The sequence below is a fragment of the Nitrospira sp. genome (genome assembly GCA_030653545.1).
Taxonomy (GTDB): domain Bacteria; phylum Nitrospirota; class Nitrospiria; order Nitrospirales; family Nitrospiraceae; genus Nitrospira_D.
Genome location: JAURZE010000006.1, coordinates 43,735 through 69,614, shown reverse-complemented (window position 1 = coordinate 69,614; position 25,880 = coordinate 43,735). Strand labels below are relative to the sequence as shown.

Below are 25,880 nucleotides of genomic sequence, written 5' to 3'. Positions count from 1 at the left end.
TGGTCTTCGCCCGCATCCACGCCTCCAACGTCTGTTTCTGTTCTCCCGTCATCGGCAACGAGTCGGTTGGTTTCCACATACCCCAGACGATACCAGAACCAACCAATATTGGAAAGATATTACTGAGACACTACACTAGGGATTAAGAGAGCGTCCTATTTTTATTAAAAGGCGAGATGGGGTGAGTGACGGGTTTCGAACCCGCGACCTCCGGATCCACAATCCAGCGCTCTAACCAACTGAGCTACACCCACCATCCGGAAGGAATTGAATCTGCACGCAGCGGGGGGATCTTAGCAAAGAGCAGTGATGCGCCGCAACTCAGCCCTGCCCGGCCTATGGGCGAGCATCGAACGCCGTCTGCATCTCGTTCACAATCTCGGTCACCGTGGCTACCGGATCCGCGGCGTCCCGAATCGGCCGGCCGATGACGAGATAGTCGGCCCCCGCTGCGATCGTCTGGGTGGGCGTCGTCGCCCGGGCATGGTCGTCCACTCCCTTTCCGGCCGGACGCACCCCGGGTGTGACAATCAAAAACCGGGGCCCGACCTTCTGTCGGATGGCCGCCGGCTCTTCTCCGGACGCGACGACCCCGTCGCAGCCGACTTCGGACGCCAGGAGCGCGCGCGCGGTCACAAGATCCTGCACGCTTCGCTGAATCCCCATATCGCGGAGATCGTGGCTGTCGAAATTCGTCAGGACGGTGACCGCCAACAATTTCAAGGCCGACCCTTCACGCCCCTGCACCGCTGCCGCCAAAGCCTTGCGATTCGCATGGATCGTGAGAAAGTCGACGCCCATGGCTGCGACCTTGGCGGTCGCCCGGCGAACGGTTTCTTCGATATCGAGGAACTTCAGGTCGAGAAACACCCGCATTTTTCGATCGAGCACCCGCTTAATCATCTCCGGACCGGCGGCGGTGTAGAGCTCCAGTCCGACCTTCACGAAGGAGATATGCCCTTCGAGCCGATCCAGTAGGCGCTCGGCTTCGACGACCGACGGAACGTCGAGAGCGAATATCAACCGGTCACGCGCAATGATCTTTGCCATAGGATTCCTTGTGAAGGGGTCGGCCGATTGTTGACGACTCACTGTCCCCTATGATACATAGTTTGCTCTTTTTTTGGAGGAATAGACAATGCCTGTGATCCACAAGTCCACCCTTCGCAGTGCCCGTCAGGCCGAACGTCGCCGCGATCGGAACAAAGCCACGTTGAGCGCGGTCAAAACTCTGGTCAAGAAAGTCCAGTCGGCCGTGGCCGATAAGAAGGCGGACGATGCGAAGACGGCCTTGCGTGCGGCCACCTCGGCCCTCAGCAAAGCCGTGACCAAGGGCGCCCTGAAGCCCAACACCGCGTCCCGCCGTATCTCCCGCTTGACCCAACACGTCAACGGCCTGTCCGGTTCCCGCTCGTAATCGTTCTGACATTCGAAACCACTCGCGCCGAGCCCCGCCCTGCCGGGGCCGGTGGTTGGTGGGGGGCGGTTGCGTGCGCCTGCGCGACAGACTGACAGAGCCGCAACAGTACCCGCTCCATGGTCATCTTGGGCTGGCCACTACTGCCTCCCTTGAGCTGGCTGTCGGCTTCCCAAAACCATCGCAGCGCATCCCGCACGTGCCCATCTGACAGACGGCCCAGAAACGTCTTGACCTGCATCGGATCCATGCGCAAGGTCCTCGCGGCCTCCCCCTCACGCCCGCCCTCACGAAGCAGCTCCTTCATTTTCCAAATCCGGCGATACTGCCAGGCCAAGGAACCGAGAATGCGCAGCGGCGCCTCGCCGGCCTCAAGATTTCTGGCAAGAATCGCCAGCACCCGCCCGCGTTGGCCCTCTGCGATCGCCAGCGTGAGGTCGAACACCGACGCGCCGGGTTCAACTCCCCGCAGTTGATAGACATCGGCAGCGGTCGCCACACGGTCGGTCGTGATATAGGACGCGAGCTTTTCGAGTTCACGCCGGACGGCGTACAACGATCCGCCGGACGTCTCCTTGAGCACCTCCACGGCCTTCTCGTCCAACCGCAGGCCAAGCCGTTGCGCATCCCGATTTATCCACGGCCCTAAGTGCATATCCCGTAACGGTGAACAGTCGACCGTCACGGCGGCGCGGGCGAGCGCCTGGGAAAACTTCAGCCGCCCGTCCAGCTTAGCGCTGACAAAAATCACCGTGGTCGCCTGCACCGGAGCAGCGAGGTACGGCAGCAGCACTTCGGCCTCACGGGCAGAGATTTTTTCAGCGCCTTTCACCAGGACCACCCGGCATTCGGCAAACACCGGCACTTCCAACGCACAGGTCAGGATGTCGGTCCCGGCCGCCTCGTCGCCATAGAACACATCAAAATTAAAATCCCCGCCTTCTCCGAGCAACGCGGCCTTGAGTGTGGCCACGGCCTCATCGCGCAGGAGATCCTCCTCCCCCACCACGAGATACACGGGCGCAGGAGGTTGCTGCCGCAAGGCGGCGTGGAGTTGCAATGAACTGAGTGCGGTTCCCATATCGTCCTCGAAAATACTCTACTTGGCGGCTGGCACCGTGGAGGAAGTCTCCGCCGCAGGCTTGCCCCCCCCGCCAGATTCCAGGTGCAGGAGAAACCGTGACGCAAGATCTTCTGCTGCGAACCGGCCGGCCTGCTCCAAGGCGCGGGTTTGCAAGACACGGTTAAATTGCAGATCGGGGGTGATATAGAACTCTGATGAGCCCTTGGCGACCTGCGTCCAGACCAGCTTCTTCGTCCGCGTTTCTTCGATTTTCACCACGACCGTCACTTCTGCCCGGCTCTCCAACGTCGTGGCCGATCCCGCCTGATTCCCAGGCGTCGGCGTCAGACTGAAGCTTAAGGTCGGCACGCTGACTGACAAGATCTGCCCGGTCAGAACGAGATCCGCCGCCTCGCTGTCCGGAACGACCTGGGTCCCGCTGCCGGACGAGAATTCCCGCCGTAGATAGTTCGTGTAGCGGGTCTCCAGATTCGGCTCGAAACTCTTATTCTCCAGCGTGCGAATGACCAGCCGCGGGGTCGGTTGATCCGAGACCCGTGCAGGCGCTCCGCCGATCGTCGGCCCGGCTCCCTCCACACGGAACTGATAGCCGCAACCGACCCACAACACCAGCGCGAGACACGCGGGAATTGCGCGAATCATGCGCCCGACAAAACGGCCCTTGCCCCAATCAAATACAGCCGCATAATGAGTCTGCGCACAGCACAGCTCCGGTATTTCCCGCAGCTTACTATTCACGCTTGTCTCGTCTATCCCGCTCATCGCGCTATCACACCACGAAATTCACGAGTTTCTTCTCGACATAGATCACTTTCTTCGGCTCACCGCCTTGCAGCCACTCCGCCACAATCTCACGAGCGGCGCGCTCCACCACGTCGCGCGCGGTATCCGCCGCCACCTCGATCTTCCCGCGAAGCTTGCCGTTCACCTGGACCGGGATAGTGAGCCGGTCACTGACCGTCAACGCCGGGTCAAACTGCGGCCAGGGTTGCAGAGACACGCTCGGCGCATGACCGAGAATAGCCCAGAGCTCCTCCGCCACATGCGGCGCAAAGGGCGAGAGCAGCAAGACGAACGGCTCGAGCAGGGCCCGTGGGCGCTGTTCGGCCTTGGTCATTTCATTGGTGAACACCATCATTTGAGCAATGGCGGTGTTGAAACGGAGTTCGTCGATATCCTCCGAGACCTTCTTGATGGTCTGATGCAACAGCCGTTGTTGCTCAAGACTGGGCGATGCCGACACCACAGACGCAGACAGCCCGCCTTCTTCCGTGACGATCAATCGCCATGCCCGCTCTAAAAAACGGGTCACCCCTTCAACCCCGCGCGTACTCCAAGGCTTCATCGCCTCCAGCGGCCCCATAAACATTTCATAGAGCCGCACCGCATCGGCGCCGAACTGATCCATCATATCGTCGGGATTCACCACGTTCCCGCGCGACTTGGACATCTTTTGATTGTCCTCGCCCAGTACGATACCTTGATGCACCAGCTTCTTAAACGGTTCCGGTGTGCTCACCACCCCGATATCGAACAGTACCTTGTGCCAGAAGCGTGAATAGAGCAGATGCAGCACGGCATGTTCGCTGCCTCCGACGTAAAGATCGACCGGCAGCCAATACCGCTCCATCGCCGGGTCCACCAGCTGCTTCGTGTTCTTTGGATCGGCGAAGCGGAGATAGTACCAGCAGGAACCGGCCCACTGCGGCATCGTATTCGTTTCGCGCCGGGCCGGCTTCCCTGTGGCAGGATCGGTGGTCACCAGCCATTCTTCCAAATTCGCCAGCGGACTTTCTCCACTGCCGGATGGCTTAAAGTTGTGGGTCTCCGGCAAGATCAACGGAAGCTGTTCCTCGGGCAGCGGGTGTGACTCGCCCTCGACCCACACAATCGGGAACGGCTCTCCCCAGTAGCGCTGCCGGGCAAAAAGCCAGTCGCGCAGCTTATAGTTGATCGCCTTCTTTCCCTTGCCCTTCTGCTCGAGCCAGGCCGTGATCGCCGGGATTGCCTCGGCCGGCTTCATGCCGTTCAGAGACAAGGACCCGTCCGGCATGACCGAGTTCACGACCGCGCCGCGATCGGTCGCGACGAATGCCGCCTCTTGAACCTGCCCCCCCTGAATCACTTCTCGAATCGGCAACTGATAGGTCTTGGCGAACGTCCAGTCCCGCTCGTCGTGCGCCGGAACCGCCATGATCGCGCCGGTGCCGTAGCTCATGAGGACGTAGTCCGCCAGCCACACCGGCAGCCGCTCGCCGTTCACCGGGTTGATCGCGTAGCCGCCCGTGAACACGCCGGTCTTTTCCTTATCCAATTCCTGTCGCTGCAGATCGCTCTTTCTGGCGGCCGCATCGCGATAGGCCACCACGGCGGATTTTTGAGCGGCGCTGGTCACGATATCCACCAGCGGGTGCTCGGGCGCCAACACCATGTACGTCGCGCCAAAGAGGGTGTCAGGCCTGGTGGTAAACACCCGGACGGTGCCCCGGGTATCGGCCAGAGCAAAATCCACTTCCGCACCGATCGACCGGCCGATCCAATTCTTTTGCATCTCCAGCGTACTGGCAGGCCACTCCACCAGCTTTAAGTCTTCGAGCAGCCGGTCGGCATAGGCGGTAATCTTCAACACCCACTGGCGCATGGGCTTGCGAATCACATCGAACCCGCCGACCTCGCTCTTGCCGTCGACGATCTCTTCGTTCGCCAGCACCGTCCCGAGCGCCGGGCACCAATTGACCGGAACTTCGGCGACATACGCCAGCCCGCGTTTATAGAGTTGGAGAAAGATCCACTGCGTCCAGCGATAGTAATCGGGGTCGGTCGTGCTGAGTTCCCGCTCCCAATCGTAGGACAATCCCACCCGCTTCATCTGCCGTTTGAATGTCGCGATGTTTTGCGCCGTGGTTTGGGCGGGATGCACACCGGTCTTGACCGCATATTGCTCGGCCGGCAGGCCGAAGGCATCCCAACCCATCGGATGGAGGACATTGAAGCCCTTCATCCGTTTGTAGCGGGAAACGATATCCGTGGCGGTATAACCTTCCAGATGCCCGACATGGAGCCCGGACCCGGACGGATAGGGGAACATATCGAGGCAATAAAACTTCGGCTTAGTGGTGTCCTGCAAGGCGCGGAAGGGGCGATGTTCTTCCCAATAGGCCTGCCACTTCACTTCCAGCGCGTGATGATCGTACCCTTTTGCCATGACTCTCCGGGGGATTAAAAAATCGTGGAACTCTAACACAGACCAGCAGGGGCAACAACAATGAGGAGGGGAGCGTGGAGCGGGTGGGGGCCGGCCGGACCCGATTGGCCGGCCCCCGAAGAAACGCTAGAAGTGATACGCAACACCGAACACAAAATGATGGAGTGTCGCAATCGCATTGATGCCGAAATGGTTGACGTCGGCCTGGCCGGGAAGGTTCAGACGTGCGTAGTTAAATTTCCATTCTCCGAACATTGAGACATGGTCGGTCAATCGATAACGCAGTCCAACCTGTGTATTGAGACCGATCCCTGTGTAGGACTGAGAATAGGCCGTTCCGCTCGCTGCCGACGTCAGCTGTTTCTGATGCAGCATAAATAGACCAGGCCCCACACCGACATAAGGCTCGAAGGCCCCGGCTTGGTAGCGCGCCAACAGAACAGGCGACACCACAATAAATCGGTTCGTCGCGCCTCCCTCCTCCAGGGTGACATTGCCGCTTCCTGGGACCCCAAGGGTCAATCGTTGCTGAGGGCGATGAGGTGTCGTGACAAACCCTTCGAGTTCCACGCCGAGCCACGGGACTGACCCGAAATAGTGCCCTACTTTCATGCCATACATGATTGAGTTGTTTAAATCGACATTGGAGATCGACGTCCCGGTCGGGAAGCCGGAATACGTGGGGTCATTCACCCGGCCGCGAGCGGTATCCTGGGCCAGAGTAAAGCCGACCTGCCCGGCAATATAAGTCTCTGCATGACCGGCGGATGCGGACAGAATCATCAACACACATGTTCCGATCATGAACCAACGGGACACGTCTGCTCCCTTCCCCTGATGATGCGTGTTCATATCCTTACCTCCCACGCTATTTCGCTAAATCCCCGATGTGACAACCGCTCTGTCCGGTTGCGTTGATAGAGTAAGGATACGGTATGCTTGGCGATGTGACTATCGTACAGAGGGGGGACCAGGCTCCCACAAAAGGGCTACCCGGAGAGACTGTTCCATGGGACTCTACGCGAAACACATCTTCCCCCGCCTCATGGATCGAGTCATGAGGGGAAAAGAATTCCAGCGATTACGGGAGGATTTGCTCAAAAACGCCGAAGGCGAAGTCCTTGAAATCGGGCTAGGCACTGGGCTTAATCTGGCGTATTACCCGCCACGCGTCTTACGCCTCCATGCCGTCGATCCGGCCCCGCTGCTCCCGGATCGCGTAGCGAAACGACGTGCGGCCGTGCACTTTCCTGTTGAAATCACACACCTTAGTGCGGAACGGCTCCCCTATGACAACCACTCCTTCGATTGCGCGGTCAGCACCTGGACCCTCTGCACCATCCCTGACCCAGTACGGGCCTTACAAGAAGTACGGCGCGTGCTGAAGCCAACGGGACGATTCCTGTTTCTCGAGCATGGCCGGAGCGACGAGACCACCATCGCGACGTGGCAGGATCGACTGAACCCGATTCAGAACGTGATCGGCTGTGGCTGCAACCTGAACCGGCGGATCGACCAGCTCATCGGTAAGGCCGGGTTACACATCGTGCAACTCGATCGCTTCGTGATGGAGGGAGTGCCACGGATCGGGGGAGAACTGTACCGCGGAGTCGCCACGCCAAACCGGATAAACGTCAGCGCCCTGTCGGAAACGGATGGCCGTTGAGCAGCGCCGTCATCTGCTCAATTGAGGTGAACGTGCTCGACGCCTCGGCAGGGAGTTGAGAGCTGGACTTAGCGCTGTGGATAATCTGAGTCAGGCCGAACCGTTGCGCCGCATGAAGGCAGGCCTCATCATCGTCCACAAACAACGCGCGCGCCGGATCGAACCCGACCAGCCGCTGGCAGGTCGGCCAATATTCCTGGCGCATCTTAAGATAGCCCACCTCAAACGCGTCGACGATCCGATCCACATAGCGATCCAGGCCGGTCTTGGCTGTCTTGACCTCGACGCCTGAAGCGTGCGCGTTGGTGAGGATCGTGATCCGCTTTCCACGCCGACGAACCTCCGTGAGGAAGGACTCCGCGCCGGGAAGAAACCCGATCATATGGTCCAGTTCCCTGTGCATCGCGACCACATCGATCCCCACCCGTTCGGTCCAATAATGGAGATCGGTCCAGGCCAATTCCCCTTCCACCGATCGATACATCGCCATCAAGCGATCGCGCGACTCTTCGAACGGGAGGCCTTGCAGGGCCGCGTAGCGGCGAGGCAACTCCTCTTCGAAAAAGAAGTTGTCGAAATGCCTGTCCAGCAACGTGCCGTCCATATCGAGCAGGACGTCGTCGATTTCAGCCCAATTGATGCCTAATTGCCTCATGACACCGGAAGTGTACCTGACGCCGGTTGTGTTTGCCAAAATTCCTGTGATACGGTCGCAGACCTATGAAAAAGATGCGCGATTCTCCGACGAAGACCAAAACCCTGCCGTTCAGCTCCGCTGCCCCGATGCCGCTCGTCGCCATCATCGGCCGGCCGAACGTGGGGAAGTCGACATTGTTCAACAAGATCCTCGGCGTCAAGACCGCCATCGTGGATGACGTCCCCGGCGTGACCCGCGACCGCAACTACGCGGACGCGACCTATCGCGACCGAAAGTTCCGGCTGGTCGATACCGGCGGACTCGATCTCTCCTCCTCCGACGGCATGTTGACCTTGATTCGCCGGCAATCCGAACTGGCCATCGCCGAAGCCGACATTCTCATGTTCATCCTGGATGGCCGGGCGGGGTTGACGCCTCCGGACCACGAAGTCGTGAAGCTCCTGCGTGGCGTGACCAAGCCCATCTTTTACGTGATCAACAAGATTGATACGCCGAAAGCCGAGCCGCTCATTGCCGATTTTTATCAGTTGGGAAAGGCCGAGTTCCACGCAGTCTCCGCCGAACACGGCATCGGAGTGTCCGAATTACTGGACGAACTCTACCCGCTGCTCCCCCCGCCGGATGAGAGCACTGAAGTCACGCAACTCCCGCGGATCGCCCTTGTCGGCCGCCCGAATGTGGGCAAGTCAACATTGACCAACGCCGTCCTGGGTGAGGAACGTGTCGTCGTCAGCGATATGCCCGGCACCACACGCGACCCGATCGATTCGCTCGTCGTACACGACGACCAGCGCTATATTTTTACGGATACGGCCGGGATCCGCCGGCGCGGCCGCATCGAACCGGGGCTCGAAGGATACAGCGTCATGCGCTCGTTGAGAGCCATCGGTCGCTCCGATGTCGCCGTCCTACTGCTCGACGCGGTGGAAGGCGTGACGGAACAGGACACGAAAATCGCCGGAGCAGTGCTCAAGCAAGGCCGCGCATGCATGCTGCTCGTGAACAAGTGGGACCTCCGCGCCAATGATGCCGAAGCCCGCCAGGAATATGAGCGTGAACTCCATCGGCGCTTCCCGTTCCTGACCTGGGCTCCGGTCTTATTCGGGTCCGCCGCTCAGCCCGACTCCCTGCATCAGCTGTTCCCCAATATCAACAGCGTGTATGCGTCGTTCAATAAGCGGGTGCCGACCGGGGCGCTTAACCAATGGCTCCAAAAAATCCTGGAGTCTCATCCGCTCCCGGTTCGGAAGGGCAAACCGACGAAAACGTCGAAGGCCGCCTTCATCACCCAAGTGGCGACAAAGCCGCCCTCCTTTGCCTTGTTTTGCGGGCATCCACAAGACGTGGGCCCGGCGTATATAGGATTTCTGGAACACCAACTCCGTGATGCCTACGGGTTTTCCGGCACACCGATTCGTATTCTCGTCCGTAAGAAATAACCGCCGCCGTCTCGAACGTCATCCAGGCGATCTCCCCCGTCATAGACGAGGCGAAGGGGATTCACTTGACTCGATTCCAGCCTCATGTTATTCGCAGACTAACTGGATAGAGACTTGAACGGATCATTGTCTGAACCAAATTACCCCACGATCATGACGCCACTATCGACCATCGTTCGCCTCATGCTCTTCTGCGCTTCCCTGAGCGGACTCTGGTTGCAAGGATTCTCCACGTCGAGTCTCGCGCAAACGCCCCCGGCCACCCAGCCAGACCCATCCGCCGCGACCGATCACGATGAGACCAGCCCGTCCATCGCACTCAAGGGATCGGTCTGGAGAGCGAAGCCGGGCATCGTGTTCCTGAAGACGCCCGTGGGGCTGCTGACGCTCAGTTCGAAATCGACATTGAAGGACATGCGCGCCTCACAGAGCGTCTCCTTCTGGATTCACGGGTCCAGTATGGCCGTTGAGATCCGCAAGCGGGCCGACGATTCTCTCGTCCATCGCTATCTAACCGGTCCCACCACGAGGAGCGCGGAGGAGCAGAAATCGTTGATACTCTGGACCCCGGATGGTGAGAAGCCCTTCCACGCCGGAACACATGAGACCGCACTGTCCACCCTACATGACGGTGATCCTGTGACGGTGGAAGTCGATGACACCGGCACCATCATCGGCGTGCATGACCTCCAATTCGATTTGCAGATCGGCCAAGTGCCCCCCAGCGGATCGGACGCGCATGTACTCTTGAGCGGGACGGTGTCAAAACTAAAATCGAACTTCATCTTTTTCAAAACGCCGGTCGGCGTCATCAACGTCAATGCCAAAATCGGGATCAAAAACGCCAAGGTCGGCCAGACCATGACCCTCCATGTTCATCACCACTCAGTCGTGGCCGACTTGACCCCGGCCCATGGGACCGCCCCGATACGTCGGTTCATAACCGGTCCGCTCGAATTCTCCACCCCGGAACGCACCGGGGTGAGATTCTGGACCCCGGCCGGCGAACAAACGTTCCCGACCGATCGCGGGAAATCCGCGCTCGCCGGAGCCAAAGAAGGCAGTCCGATCACCGTTGAGCTCAATGGCGACGGGACGGTCGTCGACTTTCATCACTTCAATTAGACTCCGAGCTCTCTCTCGTCCTTGACAGCGTTTTCGATCTCTCCGTAGACTCTCCGGCACGAGCATGAAAAATCCGGCGCCCTCCAAGAAACCCGCACCGGCCTCACGCAATGAGGCGCGTACCGCGGCGAGCTTTGATACGTTGTACCGAGACCATGTCGATCAGATGTACCGCTTCGCGACCAGACTCTGCGGGGAACCCGAAGCGGCGAAGGATCTGGTCCAGGAAACGTTTCTCAATGCCTATCGAGGTTATCAGGCATTCCGCGGGGAGGCGCAGGTCTCGACCTGGCTCTACGCCATCGCGGCGCGGGCCTGTTCACGCATGCGGCGCAAACGGAAAGGTGCGCCTGACCGGGAGCTGTCGCTGGAGGAATTTATCCCGACCTCGGAGGGAGAGTTTCGCCTGCAGATTCCGGTGGACGGACTCAGCCCGGAAGAGGCGCTGCAAAATAAAGAACTTCGCCAGGCGCTCGATCGGGCGATTGCCAAGCTGCCCAAACACTATCGCATGGTTCTGGTCCTGCGGGACATGGAAGGGTTGAGCGCCAAAGAAGTGGGCAGCATCGTCGCGCTCAATGAGCGCGCCGTGAAATCCCGGCTGCATCGGGCCCGCTTGTTTGTCCGGCGCGAGCTCAGCGCTCAGGGAATTGCCACTTCCGAACCATCGCACAACGGCCACCCGTTCAAGCAAGGAGGACGCTAGCCATGGCCAAGCGGACGACGACCCGATCCGTTCAGCGAAAGCCCGCCCGCCCCCATCGTCATGGGAAAGGACGTTGCGTGGCCATCTTAAAAAAACTGTCCGCCTACATCGACGATGAATTGCCCGGCACGCTGTGCGAGGAGCTACGCAAGCACCTCGGCGCCTGCCCCAACTGCGAAGAGTTCGTCGCCTCGCTCCGACAAACTGTCGCCCTCTGTCAACACCAACCGGCACCGGTCCTCTCGCCCACCGAACGAGCCCGCATGCGAAACGACATTCTCCGAGCCGCTCGCCCGCGCTAACGACATCACACATTTTAGGATTCCCGCCCTGGGCAGCTCGGATGCCGCCGGATCATCATCGACGGCTCTCACCGCTGAATATCGCCAAATCCGCTCCCCTGGCCTCTTTCAGATTCGTCTGACGCCATGCTACAGTGTCGTTCTTTAGCCTTTATTATGTGCGTCCAGGAAATAGGTGATGATGATGCTTTGTCGTATCCACAACAACCTTCGTACGCCCATCCTGCTTACTCTGATGACCGCCCTCCTGGCAGGGTGGCCCGGAATGGAGGCCGCCTTCGCGGCAACCTCGCACAAGTCCAAACCGGCCGGCCATGCCACTAGCCCGGCTGCCGATGCCGCGCGGCGTTATACCGAAGCCCTCGCCAAGGGAGACCGCGTCACGGTCGGACAGCTGGACTTTGCCTGTCAATTTCGGCTGCTGACAGCTGCGCCGTCGGGATTGAAGGCCTACCCGCCGGCTACCGACCCTTCATATGAATCCTGTTGGGAGGGACTGAAGACCGCCCATGCGCCCGCGTTGAAACGCGACGACACAGGAATGACGGTCCTCTGGCCGAGCACCGGCCCGCTGGTCTTCTTCAGAGACGAGCTCGCGCGCATGCCGGCATCGGCCTTCGTCATGGAAGAGCTGGGGGTCTCTCCTCCGGGCAGCGGTCTCCGTGTCAGCGTCACCCAAAGCCACGCCTTGGCCGCCAGCTCCTTCCGATTGAACGCCAACGGAAAGATCCTGGCCGTGCCCACAACGCTCGTCTTACTGAACGTACAGTATCAGGATCCCCTAGCCTCACCGGTCACCTATGCCGAAGGGACGGTCAAGTGGACGAACACCATCAAGCGGGCGCGCAAGTCGCTGAAATCCGTCACGACGCAGTGGGTTGTCTTCACCGGGCTGAAGAAACACGGCTTCCCGGGTGACATCGCCGTATTCAATCTGCCGGTGGTCACCGAACCGTCCGTCGCGGGAATGGTCGCGGAGAAGATTCCGTTCACGACGGAGATCAGCCGGCCGCTGCCGGAATCCATGGTGTGGTGGGGACCGGGCGATCAGCCGGGGACGCTGACCGCAGCGGCAGCACGAGCCGCCACGTTTCCTGAGTTGCGCGACCGGGTGGCCCTGCTCAACCGCGTGCTGATTATCGATCCGAATCAACCGGACGCGCTGACCGTCCTCACCAGGAACCTCTACGCTGTCCTGTTGCGGGAGGGGAGCACCGGGCACAATCTCACCATTAGGGATCAGGCCTTGGCCCTGGTCGCCAGCGAGTTCTACTGGAATATCTATGCCCAATCCACCAGAACAGACCTGTCCAACGGAATGGAAATGGGCGGCCTCTCCCAGCCGACGCCGGCCGATTTTCTTTTCCGCATGTTGCCGGCGCTGGAAACGCTGGCCAAAGTCAGACCGGAACAACTCGACAACCGGTTCCGATTGGGCGTCGCCTATCGCTGGAATAACGACCAGCAGGCCGCCATTGAGACTCACGAGGCCTTGGCCAAGGAGATTCCCGACACGCGAAGATCTGCCAAGGCTGAAGCCTTGCTGCAACTCGCCTGGTCTCGCCTGCATAAATCCGCGTGGAACAGAATCCTGCACGATCCTGAAATCAACCGTGCCTATGCCGATGCAGACGCCTCGCTGGCGGTGGCCGATCTGCCCCTCGACAAATTCCTGGCAGAATATACGATGGCCTACAGCATGATTTTCATGCCCAACTACGGGGACAAGGCCAAGCTGCTGCACCACGTCACGGAAGCCAAACGCTGGTTTGACGAAGTCCCGGGCAAAACTGACGAAGTCTGGCGCTATTTCCTCCATTCCGAATTACTCAAAGCCGTGCTGGACGCCGATCCAATGTTCCAACCGATTCTGGCCACGGCGGAAGAGAAAAAGCCATAACGTAGACCGCATGCCGTGGCGTCCGCCGGCTCAGCCTGTCGGACGCCACAGGTCGCAATCTGCCTGTCTGAGCGAGCTCTTGCACCACAGGGTTCCCCGACTGCGCGTCTCTCAAACTACGAAATATCTAGGGGCATTCCCCAGCGTCCGTTATGATCTGATCTCCTGGAAGATTTTAGCGACCAGGCAACGATGATCCAATTGGATAAGAATTGACCCACATCCTGAAAGACCCCGATGGCCCGCGGAACCGACCGGACATTGAGGCATTCGTAGGTGTATGAGCATCCTTCTTGTTGACGATTCTGAGGAAACGCGCCACCTTCTTCAGATGGTTCTGCACAAGGCCGGTTATGGCCCGGTCATGACGGCCGAGTCGGGGCGTCAGGCGTTGGAACTGCTCGGCATCATGGGGAGACGGGTCACGCCCTGCGATCCGGATGTGATCCTGATGGATCTGATGATGCCGGATATCGACGGACTGGAAGCCTGCCGGAAGATTCGCTCACTCGAACGGCTGGAACACACCCCAATCCTTGTGATTACCGCCAAGACCGAGACGGCTGATCTGCAAGCCGCCTATACCGCCGGTGCCACCGACTTTCTCCGGAAACCCTTCACCCCGGTCGAACTCGTCGCCCGAGTCTCCACCGCCCTCAGCCTGAAGCAAGAGCTCGATGCCCGCATCGCGCGCGAGCAGGAACTCGTCGCGAAGACTGAAGATCTCGAACGGGCACTCGAAGAGCTGAAAAGTCTGCGCGGCCTGATCGCAATATGCTCAAAATGTAAGCGAGTCCGCTCGGATGGAACCTATCGGAAACGGATCGAAGATTATCTGGAACAGTGCTTCGAGAGGAAACTGGAACGGGATATCTGTCCTGACTGCATGGAACAGTCCTATCCGAAAGCCGGCTGAGCGATGTCCGACTGCGGGCAATCCTCGATTGCGCACGTCGAACAAGCACATGAGACCACTCGCTCGGCTTCAAACCTCCACTCTACTCACATACCTAAGGGAGTGGCCGGATGGTCCTTCACTGCGCGCATTGAGGGACCACCGCTTCATCGTGGGGCCTCAGCGAGCAAGAAGGACTATATGGCCACTCCCTCCCCTACCTCTTCCCCATCTTCGCTAATTCTTCGAAGTAGTGCGCGAAGGCGGTCATGCCGCTGGAGGCCTGACCCCAATCGAAGTATTCGTTCGGCGCATGGTAACCGTGCTCGGGAAGACTGAGGCCCATGAAGAGGATCGGCACCTTCCAGGCCTTTTGCATGGTCACCACCGCACCGATCGAACCTCCCTCGCGAATAAAGGCCGGCTCTTTGCCGAATCCCGCCTTCGCCGCCCGCTTCACCGCATCGACATAAGGCCCTTCGAAGAGTCCCTGGAACGGCTGCAACATGCCCTCCGACTCGACCTTGACGTTGGGATTCAGCTTGGCGACAAATTTCTTCAGCAGCGCAAAGGCCTTCTCGGGCGTCTGATTGGGCACCAACCGCATGCTGACTTTCAGTTCTCCGTGACCCGGCACGACGGTCTTGACCCCGGGTCCCTGATAGCCGCCGGTCAGCCCATGTACTTCAAAGGTTGGCGCCGCCCAGATACGGCGCATGATCTCGGCAGGGTCCTGCGTACGCAGCGTCTGAAATCCGTAAGCCTGTTTGAACTTGGAGACTTGGAAGCCTGACTTGAGAAAGCTCTTGATCTCCGCCTTCGTGGGCTCGACCACGTCGTTGTAGAATCCGGGGATCTTCACCTTGCCGGTCTTGGCATCCACGCAGGCATGGACAATTTCCATGAGCTCAGCCAGTGGATTTCGAGCCGCTCCACCCGTCACACCCGAATGGGCATCCTTCGTTCCCGTCTTGAGGGTCAGGCGCGCGCCGATCAATCCGCGCAGCCCGTAGGGCATGGCCGGTTTGCCTTTGGCGATCCAAATCGTATCCGACACCACGACGGAGTCGGGCCGTGGAATCGCGATATGATTTTTGAGACCAGCGGAGAAATGCGGACTGCCGATCTCTTCTTCCAGCTCCCATAAAAAGCGAATGTTGATCGGAACGCCCTGTTCGATCGCATAACGGGCTCCGAGCAATGCCGACAGCGCCGGACCTTTGTCGTCTGTCGCGCCGCGGCCATGATAGATGCCGTTGTCTTTGCGGAACGCGAAGGGCGATTCTTTCCATTCCGGCTCCTGCGCCGGCTGCACGTCGAGATGGTTGTAGATGGTGACGGTCGGGTAGTCGGCTCCCGTTGTCCAGCCTCCGGAAATGATCGGATAGCCGCCCGTTTCGACGACTTGCGCGTCGGCGCCAAGACTCTTCAAATATTGCACGGCCAGCGTCGCGGCACGCGGCATCTCCCCCGCCCGGGCCGGATCCATGCTGATAGACGGCACTTCGACCAATTGCCCCAAAAGATCTTCAAATCGCGGGCGGCTGTCCGCAATATATTTCTTGAGCTGCGGCTTATTCACCGGCATACATCCCTCCACATGTTCTGGGCGCGGATTATAGCGGCCTACGGCGTGAAGCGAAAGCGGGGAGCGGGGCTCTTCATGAGTAAACAATGGTAGAATGCCCGCGCCATGCGATCGTACACGCCATTCCTCCTCCTGCTCAGCACCGCCACAGTTCTCGTCATCATGGGGCTTCCGACAATCCTCCTGGCGGAGGAGCCGATTCCCATCCAGCAGATCCTCGAAGAACCCCGGATCTATCATTTGCGGCAGGTCACCCTCCAGGGCACCGCGCGGGACGTGCAACCGCTCGATCCGTACAAATTACCGAACGAGATTGATGTCTGCTACGGCGCCTATCTCTTCAAGCTGGAGGACGACACCGGTGTGATGTCCATGGCCGTGCTCGGCATTTGCGGAAGGCCGCTCATCCGTGACCCGGAGATTGAAGACGGCCAACGAGTCGAAGTGAGCGCCACCATTCAAGCGCCCAGCCACGGCGGCTACTACTTGAGCTTCCAAGGACTCAAGGTCGTGACCGAGCAAGAAGGCTTCGTGCAAGCCGTGGCCACAAGAATTCTTCCCCTCCTCGAATAGCCTTCCCCCTCTGACCGCTAAACCGGTCAGCAGCGGTGGATTGCTTTACAGCTCACACCCTTACGGATATAGTTTTACGACTGTGTGCTGGGCAAGAGCTGCGCTGCCGTGCGTAAACGAGGAGGATGACTCATGGCTTGGATACTATTGCTGGTGCTGGCCGGATTGGTGCTGCTGGTCATCGGCATCTACAATTCCCTAGTCCGGTTGAAAGTCCAATCGGAGAATGCCTGGGCCGACATCGATGTGCAGTTGAAGCGCCGATACGATCTTCTTCCTAACCTGATCGAAACGGTCAAGGGCTATGCGGGGCACGAGAAGCAGACGCTCGAAGCCGTGATCACCGCTCGCAACCGTGCCATGGCCGCCGCCACACCATCCACCAAAGCGGAAGCCGAGGGTCTGCTCGCCCAATCGTTGAAATCACTCTTTGCGCTGGCCGAAGCCTATCCGCAACTCCGCGCCGTGGAAAGCTTTACTCAGCTCCAGGCCTCGCTCAACCAGATCGAAGAAGCCGTGCAGAATGCCCGCCGGTACTACAATGCCGTGGTGCGCGACCTGAACACGAAGATCCAGGAATTCCCCTCCAACCTCATCGCCGGCTTCTTCAGCTTCAAGCAAGGGGAGTTTTTTGAACTCGCCGATGCGGCGGAGCGGGCCGTGCCGAAAGTCAGCTTTGAGCAGGCTTCCCGCTGATTGCACCGATGGAGCGAACGGCTCTTTCCCCTATGCGCGCACGATACGTCATTCGCCTGGGCCTCCTGCTCGTCGCGTGGTTTCTGACTGACGGACGCGCCCTCGCCGACGCCCGCTCGCTCGTCATCGAGCAGTTCCAGGCCGACATTCAGGTACTCCCCAGCGGAGACCTCCTGGTGACGGAAACGATCCGCCCGCGTTTCGCCGGATCCTGGAACGGACTGAAACGCGATATCCCGGTCGAATATCGAACGCCGCAGGGATTCAATTACACCCTGCTGCTGGACCTGGTCAGCGCCACGGACGAGCTCCGGGTTCCGCTCAAGGTCGACAGCATCCGGGATCGGCACTACCGGAGCTTCAAGGTCTGGCTTCCCGGCGCACAAGACATCACCAAGACGCTGATCCTGACCTATCGAGTGGCCAACGGGCTCAAATATTTCGAAGACCATGACGAGCTCTATTGGAACGTGACCGGCGACGAATGGGATGTGCCGATCGAATCGGCGGCCGCCAGAGTGTTGCTGCCCGGAAAGGCGACCGGCGTCAAAGCCCTCGCGTTCAGCGGCGCCTACGGCGCGCGCGAGCAGCAGGCCGACGTCCGAGTCGAGGGTTCAGAAATCCACTATCAGATGACGCGGCCGCTGGGATTCCGCGAAGGCCTGACCGCCGTCGTGGGATGGGATAAAGGGCTGGTCGACGAACCGGGATCGCTGCAGCGGACACAGCTATTCCTCCGATACAACTGGCCATTGGCTTTGCCGGCCGGCGTGTTCGGCATCATGTGGTATCTCTGGTACACCCGCGGCCGTGACCCGCGCCTGCGCCCCATCATCGTCAGCTATGCCCCCCCCGACCATCTGACCCCCGCCGAGCTCGGCACCCTGGTGGACGACTCGCCCGACCTTCGCGATATCACCGCCACCTTGGTCGATCTGGCCGTTCGGGGCTATGTACGGATTGAAGAACGGCAAGAGCCCAAGCTCCTCGGATTGTGGTCGAGCACCGGATACCACTTGCATCGCCTCCAACCCTCCTCCGCCTGGGACGGATTAAAAGCCCACGAGGCCTCGATTCTGAGAGGGATCTTTCCGACCGGACTGCTCTCCGACGACCACGCAGACACGGTGGCGTTGTCCGACCTGGCCAATCGATTTTACACGCGCCTGGACGGCATCCGGTCCTCACTGTTCGACCAGCTGGTCACCCGCGGTTATTACGCACGCCGGCCCGACCGGGTCAAGCAGGCGTACACGATCGGCGGGATCGCCGTAACCATCGCCGCCGTATTCGGAAGCGCCTGGTTGAGCGAACGGATCGGCCTGGCCTTTCAAACCGGAGCCGCTGCAAGTGTCCTGTCGGGACTTATCATCGTCGGATTCGGCCGGATCATGCCGGCCCGAACGCTACGCGGCACCAGAGCATTGGAGAAAGTGCTGGGGTTCGAAGAATTCCTGACCCGCGTCGAGTCCGATCGGTTTGAGCGTCTCGTCAAAACGCCCGAGATGTTCGAGAAGTTCCTCCCGTTCGCGATGGCCTTGGGCGTGGAACGCAACTGGACTAACGCCTTCGACGGCATTTACACGCAGCCGCCTACCTGGTATCAAGGAGCCAACTTTGCCGAATTCAGGCCGCGGAACCTGACAGGCAACTTATCGCAACTGTCCATGGCAGCCGGCACCGCCATGACCTCCGCACCGCGCAGTTCGGGCGGTTCCGGGTTCAGCAGCAGTGGAAGCAGCGGCTCGTCCGGCGGATCCTCCGGCGGCGGCTTCGGCGGCGGCGGCGGCAGCGGCTTCTAACGGTTCAATCCTCCTCTGTATGCAGCAGATTGCTCCGGATCACAGTCGTATCGGATGGGTCGGCACCGGCGTGATGGGTGTTTCGATGTGCGGCCATTTGCAACGGGCCGGCTATCCCCTCACCGTCTTTTCCCGCACGAGGGCCAAGGCTCAACCGCTTCTTGACCGCGGGGCGCTCTGGGCGGATCATCCGCGCGGCGTCGCCGAACAATCGACGGTCATCATCACGATGGTCGGATTTCCTCGCGATGTACGGGAAGTCTACTTTGGTGCTGAGGGAGTTCTGGCGGGAGCCAGACCTGGCTCAATCCTGATCGATATGACCACGACCGAGCCGACCTTGAGTCGGGAGATCGCGGCCGCCGCGTCAGCCAAAGGACTCCGGGCGATCGACGCGCCGGTCTCAGGCGGGGATGTCGGTGCCAGAAACGCGACCCTCTCCATCATGACAGGCGGGAATCGTGAAACGGTGGAATGCCTGCGTCCGCTCTTCGAATGCTTGGGCAAGAAGATGGTCTATCAGGGCGGGCCGGGAGCCGGACAACATGCGAAGCTCTGCAATCAAATCGTGATCGCCGGGACGATGGTGGGAGTGTGTGAAAGTTTGCTGTACGGATTCAAGGCGGGACTTGATCTGACGCAGATGCTCGAGTCGATCCGCGGAGGCGCCGCCGCCTGTTGGACGTTGGATAACCTGGCCCCCAGAATCCTACAGCGCGACTTCGACCCCGGATTCTTCGTCGAGCACTTCGTGAAAGACATGGGCATTGCGCTGGACGAGGCCACACGCATGAACCTCACGTTGCCCGGGCTGACATTGGTGCGTGGGCTCTATCACCGGGTGCAGGCGCTCGGCCATGGCCGGAGTGGAACCCATGCGCTCATGCTCGCGCTGGAGGAACTGTCCCACACCGTAATGCCATCGACTCGTCCGGGAAGGATTCCATGAGAGTTCACCGCATTCAATGGCTGGTTCCTATCCTTCTCATCACTCTCTCCGCTTGCTCAACTAGCCCGGAATTTGACCGGGCCGGGATGCAGGACACATTGCTCCAGCGGATGAGTTTCGTCGGCGCACGTGAGATCAAGGCCACCGAGACCAAGGACGCGATCGAGAATCGGCCCCGCCTCGCAGAACCGTTCCGTCTCGGCGTCTACTTTGTTCGAACGGAATTCCCCACCCGCGAGTCGATTCGCTCAGGGGAGTGGCTGAGTGCAGAGAAAGACCAGCTGGTGCAATGTCTCGCTCCATTGCGTAGCGACCAGATCCTTCGCGAGGTCGTGGTCCTTGCAGAACCGACCGTCCGGACCCTCACCCGCCAAGAATTTCGACAAGCCTCCGCACGATATGGAATCGACGTGCTCTTGCTCGTGGATGGAGTCGGCGCGGTGGATCGGCGTAACAATGCCTATGCCCTCCTCTACCCGACGGTGATCGGCGCCTGGCTGGCTCCCGGCACCGTGATCGATGCGCTCGTTATCCTCGACGGCATACTCTGGGATCTGCGGACCGACCAGCTGCTCGACCAACAGACGGCTGAGGGTCAGGCCCAGCGCACCGGAGCCGCGGTCCTGGTGGAAGATGCAGACGCACTGAAAGAGGCAAAAGGCCGGGCTATCGAGGCGCTCGGTGCAAGACTCGTCGAGCACCTGCGCTCACTCAGACGCGAACGGTCCGGCGCGCTCTCACCGCTACGGTGAATCGAATGACCAGAGCAGTCCCAACAAGAGCAAGTGTTGCGCGGGAGCCAATCCCAAGGTTCCCGGACTGGTCTCTCCCTTGCGAAAAAATCCTCCCCCGGATCCGGTCGACTCATCATAGCGATGCTCGAGCCGGACGATGGCATTGGTCCACCGGTAGAGAAATTTATATTCCACGGTCGAGGTGACCGCTTTCACGAACTGCTCTTGCCCGGTCCACCGTCCGTTGCGATCCCAATAGAACTCCGGCCGCACGGCCATGCTCCAGGGACCGGACACGTGCCACTTCGCCAACAGGTTGCCGCCCATAGCGAAGGTACGCGGACTACCAGGCTGGCCGGCGATACGTTCGGTCCCGATATCGTAAGAGACCGCCAGCGTCAAGTCGTCGCCCTTCCACTCGAGAATATGGTTTCCGTAGAGCCGCCAGAATTCGAATGATGTCTTGGTCTGGTCCGGCCCCCAATAGAGGGTTTGCGTCGCCGTCAACCGCGGCGTCATTTTGTACGCCCATTGTCCGCCGTAGGACGGCTGATCGTTGGGATGGGAGAGGTGGAAATAGCCGTTGATGACGAAGGCCGCGACCGTCAACTGCTCATTGACGGGATACTTGGCATTCACCCCGAACATCATGTAGGGCGAGTAGTCGGCAATCCATGACCGGGTATAGTTTGCATTGTCCTTTGCGTAGAGCGATTCGTAGCCGATCAAACTGTTGAAGAGGCCGGCGGTAACCATGAGGCCGTTCCCGACCGGGGCAAGATAGGCCACGTTGGCCCGCTGCAAATGCCGCCAAGTGTCGGCCCCATCGACCTTGCGCTCTCCTTGGAGATACCCGAAGTCTTTCGAGTCATATCCTCCCTGAATGCCAAGCTCCATGCCCCAGCGGGAAGCCTCATTGCTATCTTTGCGCACATAGACGTACCCCATGTTGGGCGCCAGTTCATTGTGGCGCGAGGCCGTAGATCGACTGCGCCAGAGATGATTCTCGGGAAAGTTGAAATTGACGATGTAGCTGAGATCGACGTAGGCGCCGTAATGCCAATCCGACGGGCTCTCGGCAGCGGGAGCAGGGCTCTCGCTGGGAGACAGCGGGTCAGCCAGAGCCTGACCTCCTAGGACGACCAGCACCGCCCATAGGACAAGTACGAGAGGGACCATGCGCCGGATGCCTTTACGGTTTCATCCTGTCCAACACACACCACATGCGCCTGGTGCCGGACTTTTGGTCGGTAACCGGTTCGCCGCTGAAAAAACTGACCTGCCAGGCCACGATGTCGTCTTTCGGATCAGGCGTCGCAGTCCAATAGATTTCAGACCGGATATTCGCGAAGGGATGGCCGGCCGGTAAGGCCGGGTCATGTTGGGAATGATCAATCAAGGTCTTGAGTTCATCGATCGTGGGCCCGCGCCAGCCCGATTGTCCGCCGACGGTTTTTGTGGTGCAGCGTTCATTCGAACGGCTCCACACATCGTGCTCCCGATCCGGCTCCTGCTCCCAGATTATTCCGGTCTGGCCGTCTTTGACGGCGGCCCCATTAAGGACCAGCGTAAATCGAGCCTCCCGCTGCTCAGCAAGACCTTGATTCGTCACAAGTGCCAGCGCCAGTCCGACTCCGATAAGCCATAATTTTGCAGAAACGGGTCCGTGCTTCGTCATGATCGGCCTCCGCAATGTCCGGCACTCCACTGGCATGGGCACAAGCAGTCTGCCGGAGCCTGCTTGTCTTTTCAATAGTCCCTGTTGCATGCTGGGGGCCGCTTTGAACGGTCGGAGCGATCGTCAGACGTTGAATCTATCGAAGGAGGCGGTCTATGAGCGATGTGGAGCATCACCGGCGAATCGACGTGTTGGCAATCGGCCTGTTCGGTCTCGCAGTCGGAGCCTTGACGCTGGGCGTAGCCCAACTCGGCGGCATCCCCGATTCCAATAAAGTCGGCACCCTGGTCATCGCGTTGATCTTCGGCGGGATCGTGCAGATCCTGGCGGGCATTACCGATATTCGCTATCACGAGCAGCTCGGCGGCACCGCGCTCACCATGTACGGGTTTTTCTGGCTCACCGTCTCCATTGCCAAACTGGTCAGCGAAGGCACGTCCTTCCATATGGACATGGTGCTCTTTGCCCCAATTAATTTTGTGTATGCGGCCTTCTCCCTGGTGATGACCTATCTCACCGCCTATCGCAACGCCACACTCTGTATTCTCCATGTCATCATCACCATCACGTTTTCCTCCACCGTGTTGGCCCGACTCGATCTCATCGGCGAAACCATTCCCGGCCTGCTCCATATCGTCGTCGGCTTGATGGCCTTCTATCACGCGGTCGCCAGCCTGACGCAGGCCTTCACCGGCCATCAGCTCGTACCGCTAGGCCCGCCATTTCTGCATCAATCCAGGCTGAAGGCTAAATAGCTGATCGGGCAAGACGGTGGAGGGGCGGAAGGAGAGACAACGTCTCTCCTCATTCCCGTTGTCGCTGATAGTGGCGCGCCAGGATGACCCCACCCCAGGCGAAAGACGCGAGCATCAGAAAAATTCCGATGTTGTAGGTAAGATGGGCCAAACGGTGGTCCCACTGCAGCAGACCTGTCATCGTCAGCAGATTATTCCAATCGTGGCCGTCGGTTTCTTTGCCGGTCACGCCGCCTAACAGCATCAGCTCCATGTCGCGCGCATCGTTGATATAGGGCGCTACGTCCATAAGGCTTTCGGCCGTCCACCAGAGCGCGACCGAGGCGCCGAAGGGGTCGCGCGTCTTGATGAGGAAAGTACCCAAGCAGATCATCGGCATCAGCACTTGGCCAAGGCTTCCGCCGAGAATCATCATGAAGCGACCGAACGGACTAAAGATCAGGTGCCCGGCTTCGTGAAACGGCAGGTTGATCAGATGGAGAAACGACTCGCCGGTGTAGTTGGTCTCCAGCGGCGTCATGATAAAGATCCGTCCCCACCAGAGAAGCCCCAGGTAGACGGCCAGCCGCCCGTAGAAGGTCGGAGAATCGGACGCCATGTCGGATTCGATCATCCAGTCTTTGGCAGTCAGCCACCATAAGGACCCGGTGGATGATCCGGCAGTTGCGGTCGACGGGCGGGGCGCCGGGGCCCGATACTTGGAGAAAATAATCCCGCACCGGGCGCACTCGGTTGCGTCCTCCGAGCGATCGGCCTGACACTTGGGACATGCGCCCGTTGATACCCCTGTCGCCTCCATGTCTGCATGCTAGGGCCAACCGGCCGATCCGACAAGAATTTGCCGTAAATCGCCATCGCGAGGCCGGGGCTCAATCCCGAGTCCCCCTCAGCGGACGACGATAGGAAACGGTGTGAAGATGAGGATGAAGAGCAGGACGGTCGCCCGTCCAAGCCAGGTTCGCGTCGAGCCCAGCGGCGAAGTCGGATCCGGGATCGGCGGATGGCCGACTCCAAGCAGGGTCGAAAGGAACACCCACAACCACCACCCTTGCCAGCCGAGATAGCCAAGCACCAAAAGGACGGGAATGCCCCAGAAAGCGATCGTCCGCTGTCTCCCGCCCCAGAGCGCGTAGGCGACATGGCCCCCGTCAAGTTGTCCGATGGGAATCAGATTCAAACAGGTGACGAAGAGCCCGAACCAGGCCGCTTCAGCGATCGGATGCAAATTGACACTCGCCCCTCTCGGTAGATCTCCCAAGACCAGGGAGATGCACCAATCAATGAGTATGGATCGCCCGACATAGAAGGGACTGGCCGAACTGATCCCCACCTCCACCTGCGACCAGTGCAATCCGATTACAAGCGCCACAAGCGCCACGGCAAATCCGGCCAATGGCCCAGAGATCCCGATATCGAAGAGGGCCTTCCGCTCCACAATTTGACCACGCACACGAATGATCGCCCCAAAGGTTCCCACTAACAGCGGCAACCCTGGAATGAACAACGGAAGCGACGCCGGAACACGATGCCGCTTCGAGTAGACATAGTGTGCCAGCTCATGGGTGACGAGAATCAGGAGCAGCGTGGCCGCAAAGGGAATCCCGTTGACCAGTTCACCCGGCCGCTCGGTAAGCAACTCCCAGGCTCCGCGAAACGGGTGAAACAGATTGGGATGGTCTTGATAGGCACCCGCCCACAGCGTGGTAAAGATCGTCAGGCAGAACAAGACGATCGGAAGGAGGTAGCGCGAAAATGTCGATTCTTCGAATTCGTCGGCATCGTCGGCGTCCACATCCTGCTGGTCGCCGTTCATGCGCGCTCCTAGGCGGATGCGTAGAAAGGGTTATGAGCCACTTCTTCTTCGACGGTCGTCGCGGGGCCATGGCCCGGCAACAACCGATACTCCGGCGGGAGGCCAAGCACGGTGGCCCGGACGGAAGCCAGATGGATCCGATAGAGCGTACTGGGATTCGAGCGGCCGATCGATCCCGCAAACAACGTATCGCCCACAAAACACACCGGCATCTGTGCATCATCCACCCGGTAGCAGATTCCGCCTGGCGTATGACCCGGCGTCATCAAGCACTGAACCGCCAGACGGCCGACAGCAATGGTCTGCCCGTGAACCGGCGTCCTCAACTGCGCCTGAGGCGGCCGCCAGCTGAGCAGCTCGACGTCCTCGGCTCCCAGATAGACCGGTGCCGGATGGGACTGGAGAATCTGTTCGGTGCCATCGGCATGATCCGTATGGCCGTGCGTCAAACAAATCCCGACCAGCCGAAGATGGTGCGTGGAGACATACTCGATCATCGCCGGCGCGTTGTAGGCCGTATCGATCAGCAGCGCCTCGCCTCCGTCGTGGAGAATGTAACCCTGTACCCCGTAGCCGTTGATCGATCCTTGAATCGTCTTGAGCCAGGCTGGCGATGACTGGGCAACCGGCACCCATTGCTCGATCGCTATCTGCGCGAGCGGTTCGTCCTGCAAGCCTAAGGCCAGGGCCAACGCCCGCACTTCCGTGCGATCACGCGGGCGATCCCCGCGCTCCAGCGCCGTGATATCGCCACCCGGCAAACCCGTCATCTTCGCCAGATCAACCACCGATATTCCCTGACCGATGCGGGACTTTTTCAGAATGTCACAGAGCTCATCTTCCAGCGGCATATCGAATTCTCACTCCGTCTACAGACTTTCTCACCCAATTCTTC

Annotated in this window: 26 protein-coding genes and 1 tRNA gene; 14 read left to right on the top strand and 13 right to left on the bottom strand. The window is 59.8% G+C overall.

The features are described from left to right. Positions 1-177: 177 nt before the first annotated feature. Together Q7U39_02175 and pyrF are read right to left on the bottom strand one after the other, a co-directional pair. Positions 178-254: transfer RNA gene (locus Q7U39_02175), tRNA-His, on the bottom strand. A gap of 82 nt (positions 255-336) precedes the next feature. After that, the gene (gene pyrF / locus Q7U39_02170) at positions 337-1,050 is read right to left on the bottom strand and encodes an orotidine-5'-phosphate decarboxylase (GenBank protein ID MDO9116738.1); all 714 of its coding nucleotides are present in this window, start codon (positions 1,048-1,050) and stop codon (positions 337-339) included. Between the two features lie 88 nt (positions 1,051-1,138). On the opposite strand from pyrF, the gene rpsT reads away from it, so the two are divergent. Then, positions 1,139-1,417, top strand: a complete 279-nt coding sequence (gene rpsT / locus Q7U39_02165) for a 30S ribosomal protein S20 (protein ID MDO9116737.1) — start codon at positions 1,139-1,141, stop codon at positions 1,415-1,417. Here the strand turns inward: rpsT and holA are convergent. The 4 genes from holA to Q7U39_02145 all read right to left on the bottom strand — a co-directional run bounded on the left by holA (position 1,389) and on the right by Q7U39_02145 (position 6,558). Continuing rightward, entirely contained in the window at positions 1,389-2,498 is a 1,110-nt protein-coding gene (holA, locus tag Q7U39_02160) for a DNA polymerase III subunit delta (protein MDO9116736.1), read from the bottom strand. The two genes, rpsT and holA, sit on opposite strands and share 29 nt — an antisense overlap. An 18-nt stretch (positions 2,499-2,516) precedes the next feature. Continuing rightward, positions 2,517-3,239 (bottom strand): LptE family protein, encoded by a 723-nt coding sequence (locus Q7U39_02155; GenBank protein MDO9116735.1) that lies wholly within the window; start codon positions 3,237-3,239, stop codon positions 2,517-2,519. 31 nt (positions 3,240-3,270) lie between these two features. Next, positions 3,271-5,706, bottom strand: coding sequence for a leucine--tRNA ligase (leuS, locus tag Q7U39_02150; GenBank protein ID MDO9116734.1), 2,436 nt, complete (start codon positions 5,704-5,706; stop codon positions 3,271-3,273). Positions 5,707-5,832: 126 nt separating this feature from the next. Continuing rightward, entirely contained in the window at positions 5,833-6,558 is a 726-nt protein-coding gene (locus Q7U39_02145) for an OmpW family outer membrane protein (GenBank protein MDO9116733.1), read from the bottom strand. Between the two features lie 157 nt (positions 6,559-6,715). On the opposite strand from Q7U39_02145, the gene Q7U39_02140 reads away from it, so the two are divergent. After that, positions 6,716-7,372, top strand: a complete 657-nt coding sequence (locus Q7U39_02140) for a class I SAM-dependent methyltransferase (protein ID MDO9116732.1) — start codon at positions 6,716-6,718, stop codon at positions 7,370-7,372. Here the strand turns inward: Q7U39_02140 and Q7U39_02135 are convergent. Then, positions 7,341-8,027 carry an HAD-IA family hydrolase gene (locus tag Q7U39_02135; GenBank protein MDO9116731.1) on the bottom strand — a complete coding sequence of 229 codons (687 nt, stop codon included), beginning with the start codon at positions 8,025-8,027 and terminating at the stop codon, positions 7,341-7,343. The genes Q7U39_02140 and Q7U39_02135 overlap by 32 nt on opposite strands. Positions 8,028-8,092: 65 nt before the next feature. Here Q7U39_02135 and der point away from each other — a divergent pair, with 65 nt between their 5' ends. The 6 genes from der (at position 8,093) to Q7U39_02105 (ending at position 14,418) form a co-directional block, all read left to right on the top strand. Next, positions 8,093-9,469, top strand: coding sequence for a ribosome biogenesis GTPase Der (gene der, locus Q7U39_02130; GenBank protein ID MDO9116730.1), 1,377 nt, complete (start codon positions 8,093-8,095; stop codon positions 9,467-9,469). A gap of 114 nt (positions 9,470-9,583) precedes the next feature. After that, positions 9,584-10,594 carry a hypothetical protein gene (locus tag Q7U39_02125; protein MDO9116729.1) on the top strand — a complete coding sequence of 337 codons (1,011 nt, stop codon included), beginning with the start codon at positions 9,584-9,586 and terminating at the stop codon, positions 10,592-10,594. Between the two features lie 64 nt (positions 10,595-10,658). Next, positions 10,659-11,300, top strand: a complete 642-nt coding sequence (locus Q7U39_02120; protein ID MDO9116728.1) for a sigma-70 family RNA polymerase sigma factor — start codon at positions 10,659-10,661, stop codon at positions 11,298-11,300. 2 nt (positions 11,301-11,302) lie between these two features. Then, on the top strand, positions 11,303-11,602 hold the full coding sequence (locus Q7U39_02115; GenBank protein ID MDO9116727.1) for a zf-HC2 domain-containing protein: 300 nt from the start codon (positions 11,303-11,305) through the stop codon (positions 11,600-11,602). 178 nt (positions 11,603-11,780) lie between these two features. Then, positions 11,781-13,502 (top strand): hypothetical protein, encoded by a 1,722-nt coding sequence (locus tag Q7U39_02110; protein MDO9116726.1) that lies wholly within the window; start codon positions 11,781-11,783, stop codon positions 13,500-13,502. 280 nt (positions 13,503-13,782) lie between these two features. Continuing rightward, positions 13,783-14,418 (top strand): response regulator, encoded by a 636-nt coding sequence (locus Q7U39_02105; protein ID MDO9116725.1) that lies wholly within the window; start codon positions 13,783-13,785, stop codon positions 14,416-14,418. Positions 14,419-14,614: 196 nt separating this feature from the next. Here Q7U39_02105 and Q7U39_02100 read toward each other — a convergent pair whose 3' ends face one another. Then, positions 14,615-15,985 carry a M20/M25/M40 family metallo-hydrolase gene (locus Q7U39_02100; protein MDO9116724.1) on the bottom strand — a complete coding sequence of 457 codons (1,371 nt, stop codon included), beginning with the start codon at positions 15,983-15,985 and terminating at the stop codon, positions 14,615-14,617. Positions 15,986-16,090: 105 nt separating this feature from the next. On the opposite strand from Q7U39_02100, the gene Q7U39_02095 reads away from it, so the two are divergent. From Q7U39_02095 to Q7U39_02075, 5 genes are all read left to right on the top strand, one after another. Next, on the top strand, positions 16,091-16,558 hold the full coding sequence (locus tag Q7U39_02095) for a hypothetical protein (protein MDO9116723.1): 468 nt from the start codon (positions 16,091-16,093) through the stop codon (positions 16,556-16,558). A gap of 132 nt (positions 16,559-16,690) precedes the next feature. Further along, positions 16,691-17,254 carry a LemA family protein gene (locus Q7U39_02090; protein ID MDO9116722.1) on the top strand — a complete coding sequence of 188 codons (564 nt, stop codon included), beginning with the start codon at positions 16,691-16,693 and terminating at the stop codon, positions 17,252-17,254. A 32-nt stretch (positions 17,255-17,286) separates the two neighbouring features. Then, positions 17,287-19,056 carry a DUF2207 domain-containing protein gene (locus Q7U39_02085; GenBank protein MDO9116721.1) on the top strand — a complete coding sequence of 590 codons (1,770 nt, stop codon included), beginning with the start codon at positions 17,287-17,289 and terminating at the stop codon, positions 19,054-19,056. Between the two features lie 19 nt (positions 19,057-19,075). After that, positions 19,076-20,005, top strand: coding sequence for an NAD(P)-dependent oxidoreductase (locus Q7U39_02080; GenBank protein MDO9116720.1), 930 nt, complete (start codon positions 19,076-19,078; stop codon positions 20,003-20,005). After that, positions 20,002-20,757 (top strand): hypothetical protein, encoded by a 756-nt coding sequence (locus tag Q7U39_02075; GenBank protein MDO9116719.1) that lies wholly within the window; start codon positions 20,002-20,004, stop codon positions 20,755-20,757. The genes Q7U39_02080 and Q7U39_02075 overlap by 4 nt, the downstream gene beginning before the upstream one ends. Here the strand turns inward: Q7U39_02075 and Q7U39_02070 are convergent. Both Q7U39_02070 and Q7U39_02065 read right to left on the bottom strand, forming a co-directional pair. After that, the gene (locus Q7U39_02070; GenBank protein MDO9116718.1) at positions 20,749-21,918 is read right to left on the bottom strand and encodes an outer membrane beta-barrel protein; all 1,170 of its coding nucleotides are present in this window, start codon (positions 21,916-21,918) and stop codon (positions 20,749-20,751) included. The genes Q7U39_02075 and Q7U39_02070 overlap by 9 nt on opposite strands. A gap of 13 nt (positions 21,919-21,931) precedes the next feature. Next, entirely contained in the window at positions 21,932-22,417 is a 486-nt protein-coding gene (locus Q7U39_02065; protein ID MDO9116717.1) for a DUF1566 domain-containing protein, read from the bottom strand. Between the two features lie 155 nt (positions 22,418-22,572). On the opposite strand from Q7U39_02065, the gene Q7U39_02060 reads away from it, so the two are divergent. Then, the gene (locus Q7U39_02060) at positions 22,573-23,172 is read left to right on the top strand and encodes an acetate uptake transporter (GenBank protein ID MDO9116716.1); all 600 of its coding nucleotides are present in this window, start codon (positions 22,573-22,575) and stop codon (positions 23,170-23,172) included. A 49-nt stretch (positions 23,173-23,221) separates the two neighbouring features. Here Q7U39_02060 and Q7U39_02055 read toward each other — a convergent pair whose 3' ends face one another. The 3 genes from Q7U39_02055 to Q7U39_02045 form a co-directional block, all read right to left on the bottom strand. Beyond that, positions 23,222-23,770 carry a hypothetical protein gene (locus Q7U39_02055; protein ID MDO9116715.1) on the bottom strand — a complete coding sequence of 183 codons (549 nt, stop codon included), beginning with the start codon at positions 23,768-23,770 and terminating at the stop codon, positions 23,222-23,224. 288 nt (positions 23,771-24,058) lie between these two features. Then, positions 24,059-24,985, bottom strand: a complete 927-nt coding sequence (locus Q7U39_02050; GenBank protein ID MDO9116714.1) for a site-2 protease family protein — start codon at positions 24,983-24,985, stop codon at positions 24,059-24,061. Positions 24,986-24,993: 8 nt separating this feature from the next. Next, a complete protein-coding gene (locus Q7U39_02045) occupies positions 24,994-25,836 on the bottom strand; it encodes an MBL fold metallo-hydrolase (protein ID MDO9116713.1) in 843 nt (280 codons plus the stop codon). Positions 25,837-25,880: the final 44 nt, after the last annotated feature.